The sequence below is a fragment of the Neisseria sp. P0020.S005 genome (assembly GCF_051957055.1).
In the GTDB taxonomy this organism is placed as follows: Bacteria; Pseudomonadota; Gammaproteobacteria; order Burkholderiales; family Neisseriaceae; genus Neisseria; species Neisseria subflava_A.
In genome coordinates, this window is the sequence record NZ_JBQCWV010000008.1 from 49,296 (window position 1) to 68,534 (window position 19,239).

At 48.0% G+C, this 19,239-nt stretch carries 18 protein-coding genes and 1 pseudogene; 5 read left to right on the top strand and 14 right to left on the bottom strand.

What is annotated here, in order from left to right; all coding sequences use genetic code 11:
* Positions 1 to 36 precede the first annotated feature (36 nt).
* From ACTHTU_RS07750 to ACTHTU_RS07765, 4 genes and pseudogenes are all read right to left on the bottom strand, one after another.
* On the bottom strand, positions 37 to 1,815 hold the full coding sequence (locus tag ACTHTU_RS07750) for a transferrin-binding protein-like solute binding protein (RefSeq protein ID WP_440362214.1): 1,779 nt from the start codon (positions 1,813 to 1,815) through the stop codon (positions 37 to 39).
* Positions 1,816 to 1,952: 137 nt separating this feature from the next.
* Positions 1,953 to 2,486 (bottom strand): annotated as a pseudogene (locus ACTHTU_RS07755) (glutamate racemase); the annotation flags it as partial.
* Between the two features lie 432 nt (positions 2,487 to 2,918).
* A complete protein-coding gene (locus tag ACTHTU_RS07760; RefSeq protein ID WP_440362215.1) occupies positions 2,919 to 3,359 on the bottom strand; it encodes a TIGR01244 family sulfur transferase in 441 nt (146 codons plus the stop codon).
* Positions 3,360 to 3,437: 78 nt separating this feature from the next.
* Positions 3,438 to 5,189 (bottom strand): M61 family metallopeptidase, encoded by a 1,752-nt coding sequence (locus tag ACTHTU_RS07765; RefSeq protein WP_440362216.1) that lies wholly within the window; start codon positions 5,187 to 5,189, stop codon positions 3,438 to 3,440.
* A 332-nt stretch (positions 5,190 to 5,521) separates the two neighbouring features.
* On the opposite strand from ACTHTU_RS07765, the gene ccoN reads away from it, so the two are divergent.
* The 4 genes from ccoN to ccoP are packed head-to-tail and all read left to right on the top strand — an operon-like array spanning position 5,522 to position 9,124.
* Entirely contained in the window at positions 5,522 to 6,955 is a 1,434-nt protein-coding gene (ccoN, locus tag ACTHTU_RS07770) for a cytochrome-c oxidase, cbb3-type subunit I (protein WP_440362217.1), read from the top strand.
* Between the two features lie 24 nt (positions 6,956 to 6,979).
* The gene (ccoO, locus tag ACTHTU_RS07775; protein WP_063075589.1) at positions 6,980 to 7,591 is read left to right on the top strand and encodes a cytochrome-c oxidase, cbb3-type subunit II; all 612 of its coding nucleotides are present in this window, start codon (positions 6,980 to 6,982) and stop codon (positions 7,589 to 7,591) included.
* Between the two features lie 4 nt (positions 7,592 to 7,595).
* The gene (locus ACTHTU_RS07780; protein ID WP_003748776.1) at positions 7,596 to 7,793 is read left to right on the top strand and encodes a cbb3-type cytochrome oxidase subunit 3; all 198 of its coding nucleotides are present in this window, start codon (positions 7,596 to 7,598) and stop codon (positions 7,791 to 7,793) included.
* Positions 7,793 to 9,124 carry a cytochrome-c oxidase, cbb3-type subunit III gene (ccoP, locus tag ACTHTU_RS07785; protein ID WP_285071107.1) on the top strand — a complete coding sequence of 444 codons (1,332 nt, stop codon included), beginning with the start codon at positions 7,793 to 7,795 and terminating at the stop codon, positions 9,122 to 9,124. The genes ACTHTU_RS07780 and ccoP overlap by 1 nt, the downstream gene beginning before the upstream one ends.
* A gap of 150 nt (positions 9,125 to 9,274) precedes the next feature.
* Here ccoP and ubiT read toward each other — a convergent pair whose 3' ends face one another.
* The 10 genes from ubiT to ACTHTU_RS07835 form a co-directional block, all read right to left on the bottom strand.
* Positions 9,275 to 9,721 (bottom strand): ubiquinone anaerobic biosynthesis accessory factor UbiT, encoded by a 447-nt coding sequence (gene ubiT / locus ACTHTU_RS07790; protein ID WP_049323906.1) that lies wholly within the window; start codon positions 9,719 to 9,721, stop codon positions 9,275 to 9,277.
* Positions 9,708 to 10,625 (bottom strand): U32 family peptidase, encoded by a 918-nt coding sequence (locus tag ACTHTU_RS07795; protein WP_440362218.1) that lies wholly within the window; start codon positions 10,623 to 10,625, stop codon positions 9,708 to 9,710. Before ACTHTU_RS07795 ends, ubiT begins: the two co-directional genes overlap by 14 nt.
* Positions 10,626 to 10,635: 10 nt before the next feature.
* Positions 10,636 to 11,643: a ubiquinone anaerobic biosynthesis protein UbiU gene (gene ubiU / locus ACTHTU_RS07800; protein WP_003748766.1), complete on the bottom strand. Its 1,008-nt coding sequence runs from the start codon at positions 11,641 to 11,643 to the stop codon at positions 10,636 to 10,638.
* 333 nt (positions 11,644 to 11,976) lie between these two features.
* Entirely contained in the window at positions 11,977 to 12,597 is a 621-nt protein-coding gene (locus ACTHTU_RS07805; protein WP_440362219.1) for a DUF2238 domain-containing protein, read from the bottom strand.
* Between the two features lie 107 nt (positions 12,598 to 12,704).
* Positions 12,705 to 13,694, bottom strand: coding sequence for a phosphatidate cytidylyltransferase (locus tag ACTHTU_RS07810; protein WP_315092974.1), 990 nt, complete (start codon positions 13,692 to 13,694; stop codon positions 12,705 to 12,707).
* Positions 13,691 to 14,398: a lysophospholipid acyltransferase family protein gene (locus ACTHTU_RS07815; protein WP_003748762.1), complete on the bottom strand. Its 708-nt coding sequence runs from the start codon at positions 14,396 to 14,398 to the stop codon at positions 13,691 to 13,693. The genes ACTHTU_RS07810 and ACTHTU_RS07815 overlap by 4 nt, the downstream gene beginning before the upstream one ends.
* 62 nt (positions 14,399 to 14,460) lie before the next feature.
* The gene (locus ACTHTU_RS07820; protein WP_315093111.1) at positions 14,461 to 14,835 is read right to left on the bottom strand and encodes a hypothetical protein; all 375 of its coding nucleotides are present in this window, start codon (positions 14,833 to 14,835) and stop codon (positions 14,461 to 14,463) included.
* Between the two features lie 2 nt (positions 14,836 to 14,837).
* Entirely contained in the window at positions 14,838 to 16,136 is a 1,299-nt protein-coding gene (locus ACTHTU_RS07825; RefSeq protein ID WP_440362220.1) for a phosphatase PAP2/dual specificity phosphatase family protein, read from the bottom strand.
* Between the two features lie 53 nt (positions 16,137 to 16,189).
* Positions 16,190 to 17,932 (bottom strand): bifunctional alpha/beta hydrolase/class I SAM-dependent methyltransferase, encoded by a 1,743-nt coding sequence (locus tag ACTHTU_RS07830; RefSeq protein ID WP_440362221.1) that lies wholly within the window; start codon positions 17,930 to 17,932, stop codon positions 16,190 to 16,192.
* A 155-nt stretch (positions 17,933 to 18,087) separates the two neighbouring features.
* On the bottom strand, positions 18,088 to 18,309 hold the full coding sequence (locus ACTHTU_RS07835) for a hypothetical protein (protein ID WP_440362222.1): 222 nt from the start codon (positions 18,307 to 18,309) through the stop codon (positions 18,088 to 18,090).
* Positions 18,310 to 18,631: 322 nt separating this feature from the next.
* On the opposite strand from ACTHTU_RS07835, the gene ACTHTU_RS07840 reads away from it, so the two are divergent.
* Positions 18,632 to 18,916: a PepSY domain-containing protein gene (locus ACTHTU_RS07840; protein WP_070632613.1), complete on the top strand. Its 285-nt coding sequence runs from the start codon at positions 18,632 to 18,634 to the stop codon at positions 18,914 to 18,916.
* Positions 18,917 to 19,239: the final 323 nt, after the last annotated feature.

The following is a 19,239-nucleotide window of genomic DNA, read 5'->3' on the forward strand; positions in this document are numbered from 1 at the left end:
TCTGAAGAACTTTCCTCTGTCAACCGGCAGCCCAGTTTACCGGACAAGCTGTTGGCGTTTCGTACCGAATACCACTGCCGCCTTGCCGCTTTCTCCCTCCAATGTATTTCCGGAGAACGATCCGCCCATCTCAATGGCGGTTTTGCCGTAGAAGCTGCCGGACACATCTGCACGGATATTCGTCCGTTTCGGATCGATGGTATTTTTCGGATCTAATGCAAAGCCGTTTTCACCGGTTTTCGCCACACCTGAAAAACCGTTGCCCTGAATCGTGGCAGTGATGGTGAATACGGGGGCAATGCGGTCTTTCGCCGTCAGCATACCGTTGAGGGTTTTCTCGGCAAAATTAACTTTAAACTCCGCCCGGTTACCGCCTTCCTTATTGGAAGGTTCGGCACTCCAGCTCGTACCATTAACAATAGTACCCGACCATGTACCGCGATATACCGCCTCTCCCGCCGTTACAGGCATATCGGAAACCGGCGTACGGCTGCCCTGCAGGAACATATCGTGCGAACCGCCGTGTTCCAACACCCCGAAATGCAGGTAATCCAAATTGGAGCAGCATACCGACACCTTCACACCGTCTTTCTCAAATACATGCTGGAATGCCGTCTGAGTGCCTTCGGACGGCACAAGCGCAAGCTCTACGCCGTCAATCAGCAGTTTGGCCACGTTGCCAAAGCTGTCTATCTGTTTTTTCACAAAATCCGCACCGATGCGGTAAGCGTCCATAAAGGTTTCAGCCAATGGTTTTTCTGCACCGTCTTTCTGTTTCGCGCTGAATACGGCAAGCACTTTCTTATCGTTTGCCAAAAACTTGCCGCCCAACTCATCGCCCTGAGGCCCGTAGAAACCACCTTCCAGACTATCAGAATCAGAAACAAAGGGATGACCGTTCCCAGTATCTTTATCTGCAGCCAACGCCTTACCTTTGAAACGGTTACCGTGCAGGTTAGCCTGAATGTCGTAACGTTTAATTTGTTTGGCTTTATTTTCGGTTTCGTTATGGGTAATCCGGTTATTGCGGTAGAGCGCGCCGGTCATGGTCTTGGCGGCGAAGTCCACCTCAAACTCGCTGGTCAGCCCAAAATCGGTCTGACCTTCCGGTGCCTCGCTTTTATTGCGCAACACATCCGCTTCCTCGGCAGACAAAGCCCCGTACCTATCGCCCGCTTGCGAATTACCCAACTGGGAAAACTTCTGTTTTTCCTTGGCATCGGTTACATAATCCCAAGTGCCTTTGTAAATCGACTTGCCCATCGGCAGAGCTTGGGAAGGATTGCTGCCTTTGTAGAAAAGGTAGCCGTCCGCGCCGGAAAGGGCGATATTGTTTTTGAAATCGATTTTATTGGCACCGTTGCGGTAGATATAGCCCGAGCGGACATATTGGAAATCCGTGTATCCTTCCACACGGCTTTTGCCATCGCCCGTTGTGATGGATTCGTTCAGCGTACCCTTATCCATCGCAAAAATCTCATTCTTTTGGGGAAACTCACCCGGCTCACCCGCACCTAATTTCTCCCAATCCGCTTCTGATAATGCCTTATGATCTTCTTTATTTTTCGGGTGCCAGTTCCGACGCGGTATTTTGGCTGCAAAACCGTAAACCGGACGGTCGTTTTCCGCCGCCTGCGCTTCATCGGGTTTTGCCGGTTTTTCAGTCTGTTCGTCTTGGTATTTCGGTGCTTCGGACTGCGGGTTGTGCTGTTTCGTTTCCACGCTGTCCAAATCGAAACTGCCGCCACCCGCGCAGGCAGAAAGCAGCAGCACAGGCAGGATACCGGCTGCTTGGGCAATAAGTGAATTTTTCATATCAACTTTTTTAAAAATGATAATAGTTTATATTTTATTAACTTAAAATGTAATTTGCAAACATTTTCTGACGTACCTTCACAAAAAACACCCGCACATCCTTACTCCGGATATGCGGGTGTTTGAGCAAACCTTGACTAACCCAAAGACACCATTTCAATCTGCTCCATCGTTCTACTTAGAAAACGTTCGCCTATCATTCTGAATTTCAAAGGAATATCGCTGACATAAAAACGATAGTCGGGATTATTGTTGTCAGTATTGAGAAATCCCTCCTGCGCAAGGACGCGTGCTGTTTCTTCAGCCGTCGTAATTGCAGAATCAACCAACGCGACATTACCCGCCTCCCTACCGATTAAGGGCTTGAGCAAGGGAAAGTGCGTGCAGCCCAACACCAGCGTATCGATGCCGTCTGCAAGCAATGGTTTGAGGTATTCGCATACGGTCAGGCGGGTAACTTCATGTTCCAACCAACCTTCCTCCACCAAAGGGACGAGCAGCGGCGCAGCCTGCGTGCGGACGAGCGTATCAGGGTTGTTCCTATGGATGGCGCGCGCATAAGCATTGCTGTTGACTGTCGTATTGGTGGCGATAATGCCGATTTTATTGTTGCGCGTCGTTGTCAGCGCGGCTTTCGCGCCGGCGGAAATCACGTCCAACACAGGCATATTGAGACCTTTGCAAAATTCCCCAAAATCCCCTAAATTCCAACCAAGACATTTAGGGGATTTTGGGGAATTTTGCAAAGGTCTCGGCCTTAAAGAGGGTAGGTATAAAAAAAAGGGGGTGGCTTTCGGCCACACCCAAACACACACACATCAAGAGGAAAGAAAAATCATTTAATAAGAGAGCTGGCTCTTATAGAGGAAAACTGGAGGATTCGGGCTTGGCCCTGAAGCATTGAAAGGCATTATAAATGAAAATAGGGTCAGGGTATTGATACAGGTCAATTCGGGTTTGATTTAGAAAATATATTTTTAGGATAGTGGAAATAAATTAAAAATAAGATTTGATTGTGAATAAAAGCCATCAGGCCGTCTGAAAGATGGGTTTCAGACGGCCTGATTGGTTTGAAGGCTGCTACTTATTATATAAATAAAGTATTAAGCCAAACCTTTATCTTTGGCTTCTTGCAGGCGGGTCTCAAAGTTGCTGAGGTTGACGCCAGCCTGTTCGGCTGCGGCAACTACTTCGGCTACGGATACGCCGTGTTGCACTTGATGATAACCCCAAAGCAGGGAGCAGCGAGTACCGGTACGGCAGAAGGCAAGGATAGGAGCCGGAGATTGTTGCAACAGATTTTGGAAGGATGCAACATCGGCTGCGTTGATTTGAGGCGCAACGACGGGCTGGTGGGAAAATTGGTTGATGCCGGCCTCTTTAAACCAGTTTTGTACTTCGGCAAAAGCCGGTTGGTTTTCTTCTTCGCCGTCTGGGCGGTTGCAGATGATGGTTTGGATGCCGAGGCGTACGGCTTCTTGGACGTCGGCTTCGGTCAGCTGAGGGGCGATATAGAGGGTGTCGGTCAGTTTACGGATGGGCATAGTTTTTCCTTTCTTTATATTAAATGGATATGTTGATTTCAGACGGCCTAGGAAGTGGCAGGCCGTTTGAAGTTTTATTTAATGATTGTACAACCAGTTTTCGAGTTTTTGGCGATCGGTAATGTGCAGCAGGGCAGTATTGGCTTCTGCTGCTTGAACTGTGATGCTGGTTTCACGCAATAGGCCTTGGCGGAAGAAATGGATGGTGGTGCGCGTGCCGATAGGCAGTTTGCCCCACTGCGCTGCAAGGTCGTTGCAGGCATAGCCGCCTAAGGCGATGATTTTATCTTGCGGGCAGAGTCCGGCATTTTCTGCGCTACCGCCATTAAATACATGAGTCAGGACGGCATGATCGCTGTTTTGTTTGAAACGTGCACCGAAATCGTTGGCAGGGACAACCGACTGGGGTTCGTTGGCAAATGCTCCGCCGTGTTGGCGAGGTAGGGGAATAAAGTCGAGTTTGACACCTATGCTTTGTAGGCATTCTGCGAGCGGAAGGTCTTCGGTGCTGTATAAGGCCGTCTGAAAGAAGGTTTCTAAATCTAAACCGGTCATTTCTTGGCAACGGGTTTGCCAGTGTTTTTCGGGTATGCCTTGATGGGTGTTGCACCAATCGCGATAGTGTTGCTGCATCACGCTGTCGAGGGTGTATTTACTCTGGCTTTTTTCACGGATGATAAGGTCGAGGCAAAGTGCGGCCAGTGCGCCTTTTTGATAGTAGCTGACGATGGCGTTGGGGCTGTTTTCGTCTTGTTTGTAGAACTTGTCCCATGCGCTGAAACTGGATTGGGCAAGTGTTTGTTTCAGACGGCCTTGTGTCTGCTGTACGCGTGTAATGCCTTGTGCAAGCAGGGTAAGGTAGGCTTCGGGGCTGATGGTTTTGCTTCGGGCTAGAAAAAGGTCGTCGTAGTAGGAGGTAATGCCTTCAAATGCCCAAAGTTGCTCGGTGTAGTTTTCTTGGTCGAGATTGTAAGGTGCGAAGACGGCCGGTTTGATGGATTTAACATTCCATGCGTGGAAGTATTCATGGGAAAAGAGGCCGAGTAGTTCGGTATAGGCCTTGTCGGCTTCGCCCATATCGTAAGATGGCAGGCTGTGGCGGTCGGCAAGAAGGGCGGTGCTGCTGATGTGTTCCAGTCCGCCGTAGAGGTTGTCGCCCAGATGTAGTAGGAAAAGGTATTCGGTAAACGGGGCAGGGGAGGGGAACATTGTCAACTCGGTTTCGCAGATTTTTTGAATATCGGCGAGGAAGCGGGCGCGGTCGAAATCGGGGTAGATACCGCTTAATGCAATACGGTGGGGGATGCCTTGTGCTTCAAAGTCGAGGAATTCGATGATGCCTGTTTCAACGGGGTGATCAATAAGCTCGGCATATGAGGCCGTCTGAAAAGTGGTCGCCGAAATTTTGGGCAGGGTTGTAGCTATCTGCCATGTGTGTGGCAGGGTAGGAAATTCGACTTGTTGTAGTTGCTGTTCTTGTCCGTGTACTTTTAAGAATAGGCATGCACCATCGAAAAAGCCGCGCTCGGTACTGAGGAATGAGCCGCGAACAGACAAGTCGAATGCGTAGACGGTGTAGTAAATTTCCCACGCTCCACTGAGGGCAGGGGTTTGCCAATGGTTTTTGCTGGTTTGCGTCAGTGGCTGGGCTTTACCGTTGCAACGCGCGCTGATGTGTGTGATGTGGCGGGCAAAGTCACGGATGAGGTAGCTGCCGGGAACCCAGTTCGGCAGGCTGATTTCTGTTTCAGAATCATTGGTTTGAGTGAATGATAAGGTGATGTGCCATTCATGAGACAGAAAGTTGGGGGTAATTTTGTAATTAATCATAGCTATTGTATACTTTGCTAAAGTTTATTAAGGATAAGTGTTTTTAAAGGTTAGGTTTAATCTATATCAATAAATTTGTACGAAAAAGGGGGCTTGAAAAAATGCTGTGTCTGATTTCTTAGATATGTTTAAATAATTTATTGATTATAAAAGAAATGATATTATGTCTCACTAAAGTTTTTATGCGATATGGAATGTAATTTTGCTTGGCATGTTGTGGTGTCTATGTTAAATTTAGAAAAATTTGAGCCTTAGCCGTATTGCGCTTTTCATAAACGTAAGGGTTGGGGTGAGATAAAAATTTTTTATACCCATAATTTATGGAGACTTCCATGGACACACAAACTTATAACTACAAAGTGGTGCGCCAGTTCGCCATCATGACTGTAGTTTGGGGTATTGTGGGCATGTTGGTCGGCGTTATCGTCGCTGCCCAGCTTTTTGCTCCGGCCCTAGATTTATCCAATATCGGACCTTGGTTCCACTTCGGCCGCCTGCGTCCTCTGCACACCAATGCGGTTATTTTTGCATTCGGCGGTTGCGGTTTGATCGGTACATCATACTACGTTGTTCAACGTACATGTAATACCCGTCTGTTTGGCGGTTGGCTGCCTGCATTTACCTTCTGGGGTTGGCAGGCTGTCATTGTGGCTGCGGCTATCAGCTTGCCTATGGGTTACACCCAAGGTAAAGAATATGCCGAGTTGGAATGGCCTATCGACATTTTGATTACGCTGGTGTGGGTTGCCTACGCCATCGTATTCTTCGGTACGATTGCCAAACGTAAAATCAAACATATTTACGTTGCCAACTGGTTCTACGGCGGCTTTATCTTGGCCGTTGCGCTGTTGCATATCGTCAATAATATCAGCATCCCTGCCGGTTTGATGAAATCTTACCCGGTTTACTCTGGTGCGATTGATGCGATGGTTCAATGGTGGTACGGCCACAACGCGGTAGGCTTTTTCCTGACAGCCGGTTTCTTGGGTATGATGTACTACTTCGTACCAAAACAAGCAGGCCGTCCTATTTACTCTTACCGCTTGTCCGTTGTTCACTTCTGGGCTTTGATTTTCACTTATATGTGGGCAGGTTCTCACCACTTGCACTACACCGCATTGCCTGACTGGACTCAATCTTTGGGTATGGTATTGTCTTTGATCCTGTTCGCACCTTCTTGGGGCGGTATGATCAACGGTATCATGACTCTGTCTGGTGCATGGGACAAACTGCGTACCGACCCGATTTTGAAATTCTTGATCGTATCTCTGTCCTTCTACGGTATGTCTACCTTCGAAGGCCCGATGATGTCTATCAAAACAGTTAACGCTCTGAGCCACTATACTGACTGGACTGTTGCGCACGTTCATGCCGGTGCATTGGGTTGGGTAGGCTTCGTAACCATCGGTTCCGTTTACTACATGATCCCACGCCTCTTCGGTAAAAACGAAATGTACAGCACCAAATTGGTTGAAGCGCATTTCTGGATTGCAACCATCGGTGTGGTTCTGTATATCGCCGCGATGTGGATTGCCGGTGTGATGCAAGGCCTGATGTGGGGTTCTTTGAACGAAGACGGCACACTGACTTATTCCTTTGTCGAATCTGTAAAACGTACCATGCCTTACTACATGATTCGTTTCACCGGCGGTCTTCTGTACCTGAGCGGTATGTGCATCATGGCATATAACGTTTACCGTACTGCTATCAGTGGTAAAGCGGTTGATGCTGAGATTCCTGCGGTTTCTCAAACCCAACACCACTAATAATAAGAAAGATAGGCTACCAAAATGAAATTGCAACAATTAGCTGAAGAAAAAGTTGGTGTACTGATTGTATTCACCCTGCTTGTAGTCAGCGTCGGCCTTCTGATCGAGGCTGTCCCGCTGTTCTTCTCCAAGGCAGTTACTGAACCTGCGCCAGGCGTGAAACCATACAACGCCTTGCAAGTGGCCGGTCGTGATATTTACGTACGCGAAGGCTGCTACAACTGCCACTCTCAAATGATTCGTCCATTCCGTGCAGAAACTGAACGTTACGGCCACTACTCCGTTGCCGGTGAGTCTGTTTATGACCATCCGTTCCAATGGGGTTCTAAACGTACCGGTCCGGATTTGGCTCGTGTCGGTGGTCGCTATTCTGATGAGTGGCACCGCATCCACCTGCTGAACCCGCGCGACGTTGTGCCGGAGTCCAATATGCCTGCATTTCCATGGCTCGCACGCAATAAAGTCGATGCCGAGGCAACTGTGGCGCATATGAAAGCCCTGCGTAAAGTGGGTACACCTTACAGCGATGAAGAAATTGCCAAAGCACCTGAAATGCTGGCCAACAAATCAGAGCTGGACGCTGTTATCGCCTACCTGCAAGGCTTGGGCTTGGCATTGAAAAACGTAAGGTAACATCATGGACGCTAACTGGGCTCGCTCGCTCTTTACTGTTTGGGTATTCATCAGCTTTATTTTAGTCCTCTATATTGTGTTCAATAGACGCAATAAGAAAAACTATGATGATGCAGCCAGCAGTATTTTCGATAATGACGAACAAAGGCCGTCTGAAAAGGACGATCAAGCTCAGTCAGTCCGTGATCACGGAGCAAAATAATGAACACAACATCCCAATTTACCAGTAGTTTCTGGAGTATATATATTGCCGTTATCGTCGTGCTCAGCTTCATCGGCCTGGCTTGGCTTCTGCTTTCGCAAAACGTTGTGAAACGCCCTAAAAAAGGCGAAGAAGTAAAAACCACAGGTCATGAGTGGGACGGCATTTCGGAGTACAACAACCCTCTGCCACGTTGGTGGTTTTGGCTTTATGTCTGCACATGGCTGTTTGGCGTCGGCTACCTGATTATGTATCCGGGTGTCGGCGACTTTAAAGGTATCTGGGGCTGGACTAGCCACGGTCAGTATGAAGAAGAGGTTGCCAAAGCCGAACAAGAATACGGCCAAGTTTATGCTAAGTTTGCCAAAATGCCGATTGACCAAGTGGCTAAAAATCCTGAAGCACGTGCCATTGGTCAAAACCTTTTCAATACCTACTGTATCCAATGTCACGGTTCAGATGCTAAAGGCTCTAAAGGCTTCCCAAATCTGACTGACGATGACTGGTTGTGGGGTGGCGAACCTGAAAAAATTCAGGAAACCATTGAAAAAGGCCGTACTGCCGCCATGCCTGCATGGGGTCCTGCTTTGGGTGAAGAAGGCGTGAAAAATGTAACACAGTATGTTATGTCCCTTTCTAAACCTAAAGGTCAATACGACGAAGAACGTGCAGAACGCGGTAAAGCCCTGTTTAGCGGCCCGCCTGCCAACTGTTTCACTTGTCACGGCGACAAAGGTCAAGGTATCCAAGGTCTTGGTCCGAACCTGAGTGACGACGTATGGTTGTGGGGCGGTACTCAAAAAGCGATTACCGAAACCATTACCAACGGTCGCAGCAGCCAAATGCCTGCTTGGGGTCACTTCCTCGACAAAGACAAACTGCACATCATGACTGCTTATGTTTGGGGTATGTCTAACAAAGACGGTAAAAAAGCTCCTGCTAAAAAAGCTGAGCCTGCTCCAGCTGCTCCTGCAGCCGAAGCATCAGCCCCTGCAGCTGACAGCGCAGCATCTGCCGCTCCTGCATCAGATGCCAAAGCAGCTCCAGCAGCTGAAGCTAAACCTGAAGAGGCTTCTGCCAAAGTTGATGGTAAAGCTGTTTTTGAAGCCAGCTGTAAAACATGTCATGGCGGTTTGATTCCAGGCGCTCCTGTCGTAGGTAAAAAAGAAGACTGGGCTCCTCGCATCAAACAAGGTAAAGACACTCTGCACAAACATGCTATCGAAGGCTTTAATTCTATGCCAGCAAAAGGCGGTAATGGCAGCCTGAGCGATGATGAAGTGAAAGCAGCTGTAGACTTTATGGCAAACGAGTCTGGCGCGAAATTCTAATTTTGAGTCAGATTGAAAAAAGCGTACCTAACAAGGTACGCTTTTTTATGTTTGATAAAACCAATAAGAGAAGACATATCAAAGAGGTGAAATATATAAGGCCGTCTGAAACATTCAGATGACCTTTGTTCTTGGTTCAACCAAAATTAATCAATCCAAAGTGGACGTGCTGCGTTTCAGGAACCATTCGCTGAAAGGCCACTCGACGCTGTCGAGTAAGTTTTTGGTAATTAGCCCCAGTTCCGTATCGCCTTCAATTTGCAATTTACGGTTGAAAAATAAGGTATCGGGATCTTCCTCGCGCATCATCATGCGCATGAAGTCTATACCGTTGGCGGCCAGCCTCAGATCGGGGGCGCCGCTGAAGTTGTCGTCCAGGAATTTTTCCGTATCGGCACTAAACCGCACTTTGATACCGGCATCCAAAACTTCGATTTCGAATTTTCTTCCGGCAAAAAGTTCCATATCGGCAGGCAGTAAACCTTTTTTCAGCATGGTATTCAATACGGAGACCAAAACAAAGCGTGGAGGTTTGCCGGGAAGTTTGGTACCGATTTTTGCCATCCATTTGGGTAATATGATTTCAGGCAGCGCCATAATATGCCTCCTTCACGGTTTCAATACCGGGCTGACCGCGCCAATAGCCGTCAACCAGTGTTCCGGTAGTCAGTCGTTCCAACTCGGGGCGGACATCTTCCCATGTGGCTTTTCCGTCCAATACATCGCGGTGAATTTGGATAATTTCAGCCATGCCGTGCATTTGTGGCGACAGTCTGAGCATATTCACGCCAATTTTATTCAAGTTTTCATGGTGGGGCAGTAGGTTTTGGCAGCCGTAAGACATGGTTTGGATGCCGTTGATGGTGAGAAACGGCTGGCCTTCTCGCGTATTCATGGCCATACCGTGCTCGTGGTCGAGGCAGCGGAACTCGCAACTGTCTTTATTCAGATTGTAATGGCGGGCGGTAAAGCAACGTGATGAATAGGCGAGCGGCATTTTACCCCAAGCGAAGAGTTCGGTTTCAATGCCGTCTGAAGCCTTGATGATTTCGGCAACCTTATCGCGGCTCAGCTCGGACGGTGCAATCCAGCGGAATGCCCCTAATTTTCGGAATACGTCCAAAGTGGTTTCGTTGTAGATATTCAGGCTTGCACCGGCAACAAACGGGATGCCATGTTCGCGTGCCAATTTGACCGCACCCATGTCGTTGGCTTCAACTTTAAACTTTCCCTGCTCCGTAATTTTGCGCAGGCGTTTCAGATCGGATTCGCTTTCGAGCAGGACTTGTGAAGAAAGAATAATCTCCTTACCGCTTTCCGCCAAGTCTTCAGCCAGTCCGAACCAGTCGGCAAAGCGCATTTTCTGACGGCGTGAGCAGACTACCTCACCCAAATAAACAGTGTCCAACGGCGTATCCAGCATGGAAACGTAAAATTCCAGTAGGGCTTCTTTTTGCCAGAAAAATAAAATAGGGCCCAGCGACAATTTCAATGAGTTCATTTTCTTCCCCTTATTTCCATGGGCGGTTGTATGCGCCCAAAGTTGTCTGATGACCTTCCGAAACTTTGCTCAAGGCATTGTTCCAGGACGGATTGACTTTGAAATGCGACGGGTCGGCTGCGGCTGCATCCAGTGCTTGGCGCAGGGATTTGGTTACTTGCGCCGTATACATCGGACTGCGTTGGCGTCCCTCGATTTTGATGGCGGATACACCGATTTTGATGAGTTCGGGCAACATTTCCAAAACATTCAGGCTGGTCGGTTCTTCCAAAGCATAGTAGGTTTCATCATTGACTTCAAAGCGGCCTTTGCACAAGGTTGGATAACCTGCCGGTTCATTGGGTTTGTATTGGTCTATCAATACCTGGTTTAAACGTACGTTCATGCGGTCGGGCAGTTGTTCCCAGCGGACGGATTTTGCCGGAGAGCAGACACCTTGCATATTGGGCGATTCGCCTGTTGCATAGCTCGACAAGATGCAACGGCCTTCCACCATCACACACAAACTGCCGAAACCAAAGACTTCAATTTCCACATCAGTATTGTCAATCACATGTTTGACCTGATCGATGGTCAGCACGCGCGGCAAAACGGCACGACGGATGCCGAACAGCTCTTTCATCATATTGATGGCTTCGTAATTGGTGGCCGAACCTTGTACTGACATATGCAGGCGTAAATTCGGATGTTTGTCTGCCGCATACGCCATGATGGCGGGGTCGGCAACAATAATCGCATCGGCACCCAAATCCGCCGCCGTATCCACAGCAGCGTGCCAACGTTCCACTTGGCCGGCTTGTGCGAATGTATTGATGGCCATCAGTACATTGCGCCCGCGCGCATGGGCGTAAGCTACACCTTCCCGTGCCGATTTCATATCGAAATTCAGTCCCGGAAAGTTTCGTGCATTGGTCGCATCTTTCAAACCCATGTAAACCGTGTCCGCACCGTTGTCCACAGCGGTTTTAAGTGCAGGCAGGTTGCCGGCGGGGCAGACCAATTCTGGAATTTTCTGCATTTTGTGTTCCTCGTCTTGATGATAACCTCTATAGGGTTAATCAATATTTTGTAGAATTCCGAATATTTTATGGATTAATGACACAAGATATGCTGACTTAAATCAAACGAAAAATTCAGGTTGACGTAGACATATTGTTTACAAAATCTTAACAGATGTTGTTTTTTATATATTTCATGTGCTTAAAAATTTTGATGACGGATTTTGTTTCAAAATCGGCTTATGTTTTTAACTATCGTATTTATTAATTTTTACAATAATAGTGATAGAAAAATGAAAAAAGGCCGTCTGAAAATCTGGTTTCAGACGGCCTTTCGCTTTAAAGGGGTAGATTTAAGAGAAACCCAAGCGGTTATCGGGTCGGGTAAACACAAAAATAAACAGAGAAGTTAACGCGCCCAAAGTATCGGCAAGCATGTCTTTTTGCGCGTCCCAAATATCGCCTTGAGAACCCAAGAATTCCAGTCCGGCCTCTCCGCCGTCGATGACGGCATATTGCCATTCGATGATTTCATAGGCGGCAGCCACGCTCATAATGAAGAACAAGGAGAAAAATAAGGCCAGGGGCAGATTACACAGCTTGCGGCGCAGCAGCCACTCAGCCATTGGATAGGCGTAGAAGCCGATGATGTAATGGGCAATACGGTCGTAATGATTGCGGTTTTCGCCCAAAATCGGTTCAAAAAAGCGGTTGATGGATTCAAATGGCACATCGGCAAAAGTATAGTATGCACCGATGGAATGCATAATCAGCCAAAAGCTCATGAATAAGTAGGCCAAGTTGCTGAAGCGGAAAATGCGGTAGGTGGCAACCAGAAGGAAGAATACGGATGCTACGGGGATGATTTCGGCGTACCAGACTGCACGGTCATGGGGATTGATGCCAGACCAAACAATGAGGGCGAAGATAATCGTAGCAAGAAAAATGGGAAAGATTGGAGAGGGTTTATTCATTTTTTGTGTGTAATAACAATGGTTGCGTATTGTATAACGAATTGGCAGGGCTGGCAGTTTCATACATTCAAGGCTGTCTGAAAAACAGCTTTCAGACGGCCTGAAGTTTAGCCGTTCCAGAAATAACGGGTGATGTGGAAAAACACGGGTGCGGCAAAACAGATCGAATCCACGCGGTCAAGCATGCCGCCGTGGCCGCGTATCATATTGCCCCAGTCTTTGACACCGTAATCTCGTTTGATGGCAGACATAACCAGGCCGCCAAAGAAGCCCATCAGGCAGACGATAAAGCCGATAACGGCTGCTTGGCCGTGGGAGAACGGCGTAATCGGCGCCATCAGCGCGGCAATGGCAGTGGCCGACAAAATACCGCCGACAGTGCCGGAAATGGTTTTTGACGGCGAAAGTGAAGGCATGATTTTTGCACCGCCGATCAGTTTGCCCCAAACGTATTGCAACACATCCGATACTTGCACCACGCCAATCAGAAAAATCAGCAACAGGATATTGTTGCCGTTATCGAAGCCGTCCAAGTCTAGAAACATCAGCGCCGGAACATGGGACAGACAGAAGATGCAAATCATCGCCATCCATTGCGTTTTGGCGGCGCGTTCCAAAAAGTGCGCGGTTTGGCCGCTGAGGCTGGCAATAATCGGCAGTATCAAAAAGCCGTAAACCGGAATAAAAATGCTGAACATGCCGTACCAGCCGTCATAGACGAAATAGTATTGCACCGGCAGCAGCAGGTAAAAGCAGACCACCATGCTGTAATAGTCGCTGCGGCGGCGATAGACGAGGGTCATGAATTCGCGCAGTGCGGCAAATGAAATCAGGAAAAACAGTACAACCGTTCCGATTTTGCCGAACCAAAACGCACACAGCAACACCAGTGTCATCAGCCACCATGCGTAAATGCGGGCGTTGAGGTTGGCGATGGTGGCATTATCGGCGCCGTTTTTGCGCTTGAGCCATTGTCCGATGATGCTGGCAAAACACAATACGGCAAACACGCCGACAAAAATATAGCCGGCTTGCGGAGTCAGATGAGCGGCGGCTTGTTCGACAATGATTTGTTGGGAAGTCGTAGAAAGGCTCATGCTTGTCCTCCTTTGTTTTGCTGAACTTCAGATTCATTTTGGCGAAGCTCGCTGCGGTCGTTTTCAGACGGCCTGAGTGCCAGCAGCGCTTCACGGCTGCGTGTCAAAAAGCTGTCTTTGTCTTCGTTTTCCTGCAAGGTAAGCGGTTGTCCAATATGGACTTCACACAAAAGCGGGATAGGCAGGATTTTACCTTTGGGCAGTACGCGGCTGATGTTGTCAATCCAAATTGGTACAAATTCGGTATTGGGTTTGCTTTTCGCCAGATGATAAATGCCGGACTTGAACGGCAGCAGGATGGTGTTGTCGTCAGTGTTACGCGTGCCTTCAGGAAAAATAATCAAGGAGTCGCCTGCGTTCAGCGCGTCTTTCATCTGTTCGGTAATCGCTTGCGGATTATCGCTATGGCGCGGAATCAGCAAAGCGTTGAAAACGTTTTGAATGATGAAGCGTTTGAGTTTGCTCGTCAGCCAATAATCCGAACCGGCGACAGGACGCGTGGACAAGCGCCAGCGGCGGGGCAGGGAAATCCACACCAACACAAAATCGCCATGGCTGCCGTGATTGGCGTAATAAACTTTTTGGTGCTGATTGAATGTCAGCTCGCGCGGACTTTTAGGACGTACGCCAGTAAGAAAAGAGACCGACAGACACAAGGCTTGGTCGGTCAGCCAGGCAAGTTGTTTTTTAAGGAGGTTTTTCATTGTTTCTGCCTTTTGGGGTGAGATACCGCTAAGGATTCGATTTGAGTAAATCAGCAAAATAATCAAATGCTTTGGATAAGCAAAATTAAAAATTGGGCGGCGGTCAGGTATAAGCTTTTGCGCCATAAGGAAAGTGCGCCGTTTATCCGTTGGGTTAAAGTGCGGCTGCCTGAAATTTGGCGCAAACCGTTTTGCTGTAAGGATTGGTCAAAGTCTTCAGGCGAGTAGCAGTTGTCGGCAAAGTCTTGGAAGACGTGGCGGTCGAAGTGAACGCGGATATGGCAGTACAACAAAACCGCTGCCAAGACGAGTTGCACCGCAAACCATGTGCCGCCATATTTTGCCGACAAGGCGAGCAGCAAGGCATTGCAGGCGACAACATAATGTGCGGTAGAGAGCAGGTGGGCAGTAATACGGCTATCGGTTGCGTTGTCCATCATTATCCTTGTTTTAAACGGTTGGCAGCAGCTTCGACTGCTTGGGCAGTGGCCGGCGATAATACCATTTGCGGTCGAGCCTGTTTGAGTTCAGCCTTCGCTTGCGCCAAGTCTTTGCAGCCACCATAGGCTAGCAGCCACGTCAGCACCACCGCGGCACTTCTTCCATAACCTAAAGCGCAACATACCAATACTTTGCCGTGTTTTTGGCGCAAGGTTTCCAATACCAAGGCCGTCTGAACCAAATCGTTTTCAGACGGCGTTACCATATCCAGTAAAGGCAGGGCGCAATATGCTCTCTGATGGCTACAGCAGGGATATTCGGCGCATACATCCAATACTGCAGGCAGATGGTTTGAAATCCCTAAAACGCTGCCAATCCACATATCATGGCGGACTTGTGCTGTTTTCGCTTTACCGCGTAACCAATACGCCATGTTTAGCCGTACGCCCACCAGATAAGGCAACAGCAAAACTGTCGCAGCTGCCGATAATTTACCATTAGCCTGTTTTTGGAATACGTTTACATTTCCAGTCAAATAGGCAAAGGCCACCATCAGCAAAGACACGCTAATCCATATCAACCACAGCCACGCGCCACCCAGCAGCGCAGGCAAAGCTATTAAACACGTACCAAGCAAATACAGCAGCGCAATCTTTTGTGAGTGTGCATGACTCAAGCCCAGTTTTAGCGGTGAAGCCATCTGACGCGGGAAAGCCCACAACACCAGCCAGCCGAGCAATGCTCCGGTTGGTACGTCGATAAAATGATGTTGATAAGTTGTCAGTACCGACAAAGCAATCAGGCTTTGCCATAAGAAAAGCGGCAGGCGGATTTTGGGAAAGCGCGTCCAATAAAATGCACCCACGATAATTGCCAACGCAATATGCAAAGATGGCGCTTGGTTGTACGGCAAATCAAACGCAGCCAATGAATCAAACAGCCAGCCCGACAGCCCATAGGCAGGCGGTTTGGACCACCCGAAACGCAGCGGAAACAGCACGAAGCAAAGAGTCGCAATCAGTTGGGCAGCTACAAGGTGCGCTACATATCGGTTTTGTTCATGTGTATCACGGCAAAGGAAAAATGCCGCAGCATACATCAGGTTTAGCGACCAATAAGGCACAATCGTCCATGCCCAAAACGGAATATTGCGCTCCCATGCAAAAGCGATTTCAGGCACATAGTCCAGCGATGCCGCGTAATGATTGGAGATGCCGTAGCTGGTGTAGAACAGGATACCGACTAAAATCAGCTTGAGCAGGGAGGTTTTGAGGGAGGATTTCATGGATAGGTACATGGTTTAAATAAGGCCGTCTGAAAGTTAAAAAATTGTTCAGACGGCCTTTATTTTTATTTCTTCACTGCCAAGCTCACGGTGAAAATACCGTCTTCGTCTATCCATTGATGGATTTTTTCAAAACCGGCTTTTTCAACCAACTGATCCATTTCCTGCTGACTGCGGCGGCGCATTACCCAGTTTGGACTGCCTGCTTTGTGGCTGGTCAGGGCGCGGGCAATCATTTCCAGTTGTGGATGCCACGGCTGGCCGGTATAGATCAGGTAGCCGCCGGTTTCAATGGCTTCGCCGAAGCCGTAGAGCGAGTTCAAAATCAAATCATTGTCGGCAAACAATTCGTGCAAGCCGGAGACGATGCCTAGGGTAGGGCGCGGCTGTAAATCGTGATAATTGGCGCGGTCGTAGGCATTGACTTCATTGAAGGTCACCGTGTTTTGCAAGCCGCGCTCGGCAATCAGCTTGCGTCCGGCTTCGACATTAATCGGGCTGTAATCGCGCAAGCGTACGGAATCGGGCAATGTGTCGGCAGTCAGGGCATCCAATACATAGCGGCCATGACCGGACGCAATATCTAAAACGTGTACAGGTTTGCCTGCTTCACGCAGTTTGGCTGAGGCCGTCTGAATGGCTTTGCCGATATTGATTTTGCGTTGGCGGATACCGCGCCAACCGATGGCGTTGAGATAGTATTTGTCCACCCATACACCGAAAGCATTGCTGCCTTGCGGTTGATTGCGGTAGACGTAATCCAGCGTGCTACCTGAATCAAAACCTGTTTCTTGACCGATTCTCAAACCCTCACTCCAGCGTGAACCCAGTTTGAGCGAGGCGCGATATGTTGACCAAAATGCGCCACAAGGCGTACAAATAGGCAAAGGCGTCGCCAGTTCGTCAGCTTCGCGACGGCTGTCTCCAAATAAGTGCGCTTGAGTCAGATCGACTTGTTGCAAAGGCTGATTGAAACGCTCGCGGATAAAACGGCGCATTTCGACAAACGCGATTTCACGGTTTTGCTCACCTAAAGTATCGTGGTAGAAACCGGGCAGGATATGGCGTTCTTTAATATGGCTGCCCAAACGGTTATAGAAATCGTGTTGCGGTTTGTGATGAACGACCCAATCGCTGCCAGAAATCAACAGTTGTACAGGTGTAGTAATCGCTTGTGCATCGGCAACGACGCGCTCGGCAGCTTCATATAAACCCAGCAGGATACGAACGGAAATAGCGCGGGCAATAAGCGGATCATCGTCGTAGCTTTTTTGACGTTCGACGTTGTGGGTCAGATAGTGGGCTTTGACATAGCTGTTGACAAAGAAATTGCCACGCCATTTTTGCATAATTTTCAAACCAGTACGGGCAAACGGCACATAGAGTTTGACTTTGAACGCAGGCGAAGCCAATACGGCGCAACGGATTTTCGGCGCGTAATCGTGTAACCAAGTAGAAACCAATACCGCACCGACACTTTGCGCAATCACGCAGATGTTTTCAGGTTTGATGCCGTATTCGCTTTGGATGTGTCGGATAAAATCATCTACATCTGCAACCGAAGTGCTGATACTTGGGCTATCGCCGCGTTCACCGGGGCTGTAACCATGACCGCGCGCGTCCCAAGCAAAATAGGCAAAATCATCAAAACCCAGCTCATCCGCCACAAACATCATTCGGCCGGAATGCTCATGCCCGCGATGGAACAGCACAATGGCTTTGTCGGAAGAACCATCGGCAGCAGGGCGATAGCGGTAGAAAAGCGAAGTACCGTCTTGGGTAGAAAAGTATTTTTGCTGTTCGGACATGAGAAACTCCTAATAGTCATGTTTTTAAACAGTATCATGGCATATCAAATAAAAGCAATGACTATCCGATAGACGGACAAATGCAATGATGGAGAGAAATGGTAAAAGATGATTCCAAATTTTACTTAAAACCGATGACAGTGATTGTTAAAAGGTTAGGTAGAGGGTGTTTGGATAACCTTACAAATTACTACCGACATATCATCATAAACTCGTTTTTTCGCAATTAATTTACGAAATACAGTCAGATGGGACTTATCGTTATCATATTGTTGCCAAATTTTTTCTCTTATTTCTTTTGAAAGGGCGTCACTTAGGCCGTCTGAACAAAGCAGCAGGCTTTCTCCTGCTTTAAGCGTAAGTTCGATATGGCACATTTTGTCTTGGAATTCGGAATAATCTGCTGCTAGATAAGAAGAAACGCCGCCATATATGGTGGCAAAAGGTGATTTCGCAAAATTTGTTCATGATTTGTCCATTTGTTGGGTGAATATTCGATGTAGGCTTTTCATCGTTTCTAACCCTCCGGATTTACACTTGGGCAATACGTTTGAAATTTGATGATTAAGGTCAAAGGCCGTCTGGACAGTTTTCAGACGGCCTTTACTGCGTTTAACCAAGTACTAATTAACTGCTAATTTTGTCATGTTTTAATACATCCATCGAAACCCGAATACACATTTTAAAAGGAAATCAAACATGAAAAAATTCTTATTGACCACCATCGTTGCTTTGTCTGCTGCTACTGCCGGTGCCAGCGATTACATCGAACACAAAATCTACAGCGACAAAAACTTCGAGCAAAATCGTGCTAAAGCCGTAAAAATGTTGGAACAACGTGGCTATCAAGTTCACGATGTTGATGCCGATAGCCGTCGAGGTCAGCCTGTGTTGGAGGTTGAGGCTTTTAAAAATGGCCGTGAGTACGACATTGTTTTGTCGTATCCTGATTTGCAAATTATCAAAGAGCGCATCGATTATTAATATTTCGATATAAAGTGGATTGTCGCAGGGCTTTTAGTTCTGCGACAGTTTGTTATTTGGGAATTTAAAGAATGTAAACAGCATGTAAATTACCTAAAACAAATGAACTAAATATGTTTTTTATTTTCCATGTAGTTCAAAGTGTTTGATGTCGGGAGTCATGATATGAGTTTGAATGATTGGAAGGAAGATGGTCAGCCGAAGCAGATGGGCGACCAAGAAAAACCTTTAAACGACGGCACATCTGCAGAATCCCAACAGGATGTTGATTTGTGGGATCACAAGCAAAACGGCGTTGTTGAAAACGAAGTTGAGGTTGTGGC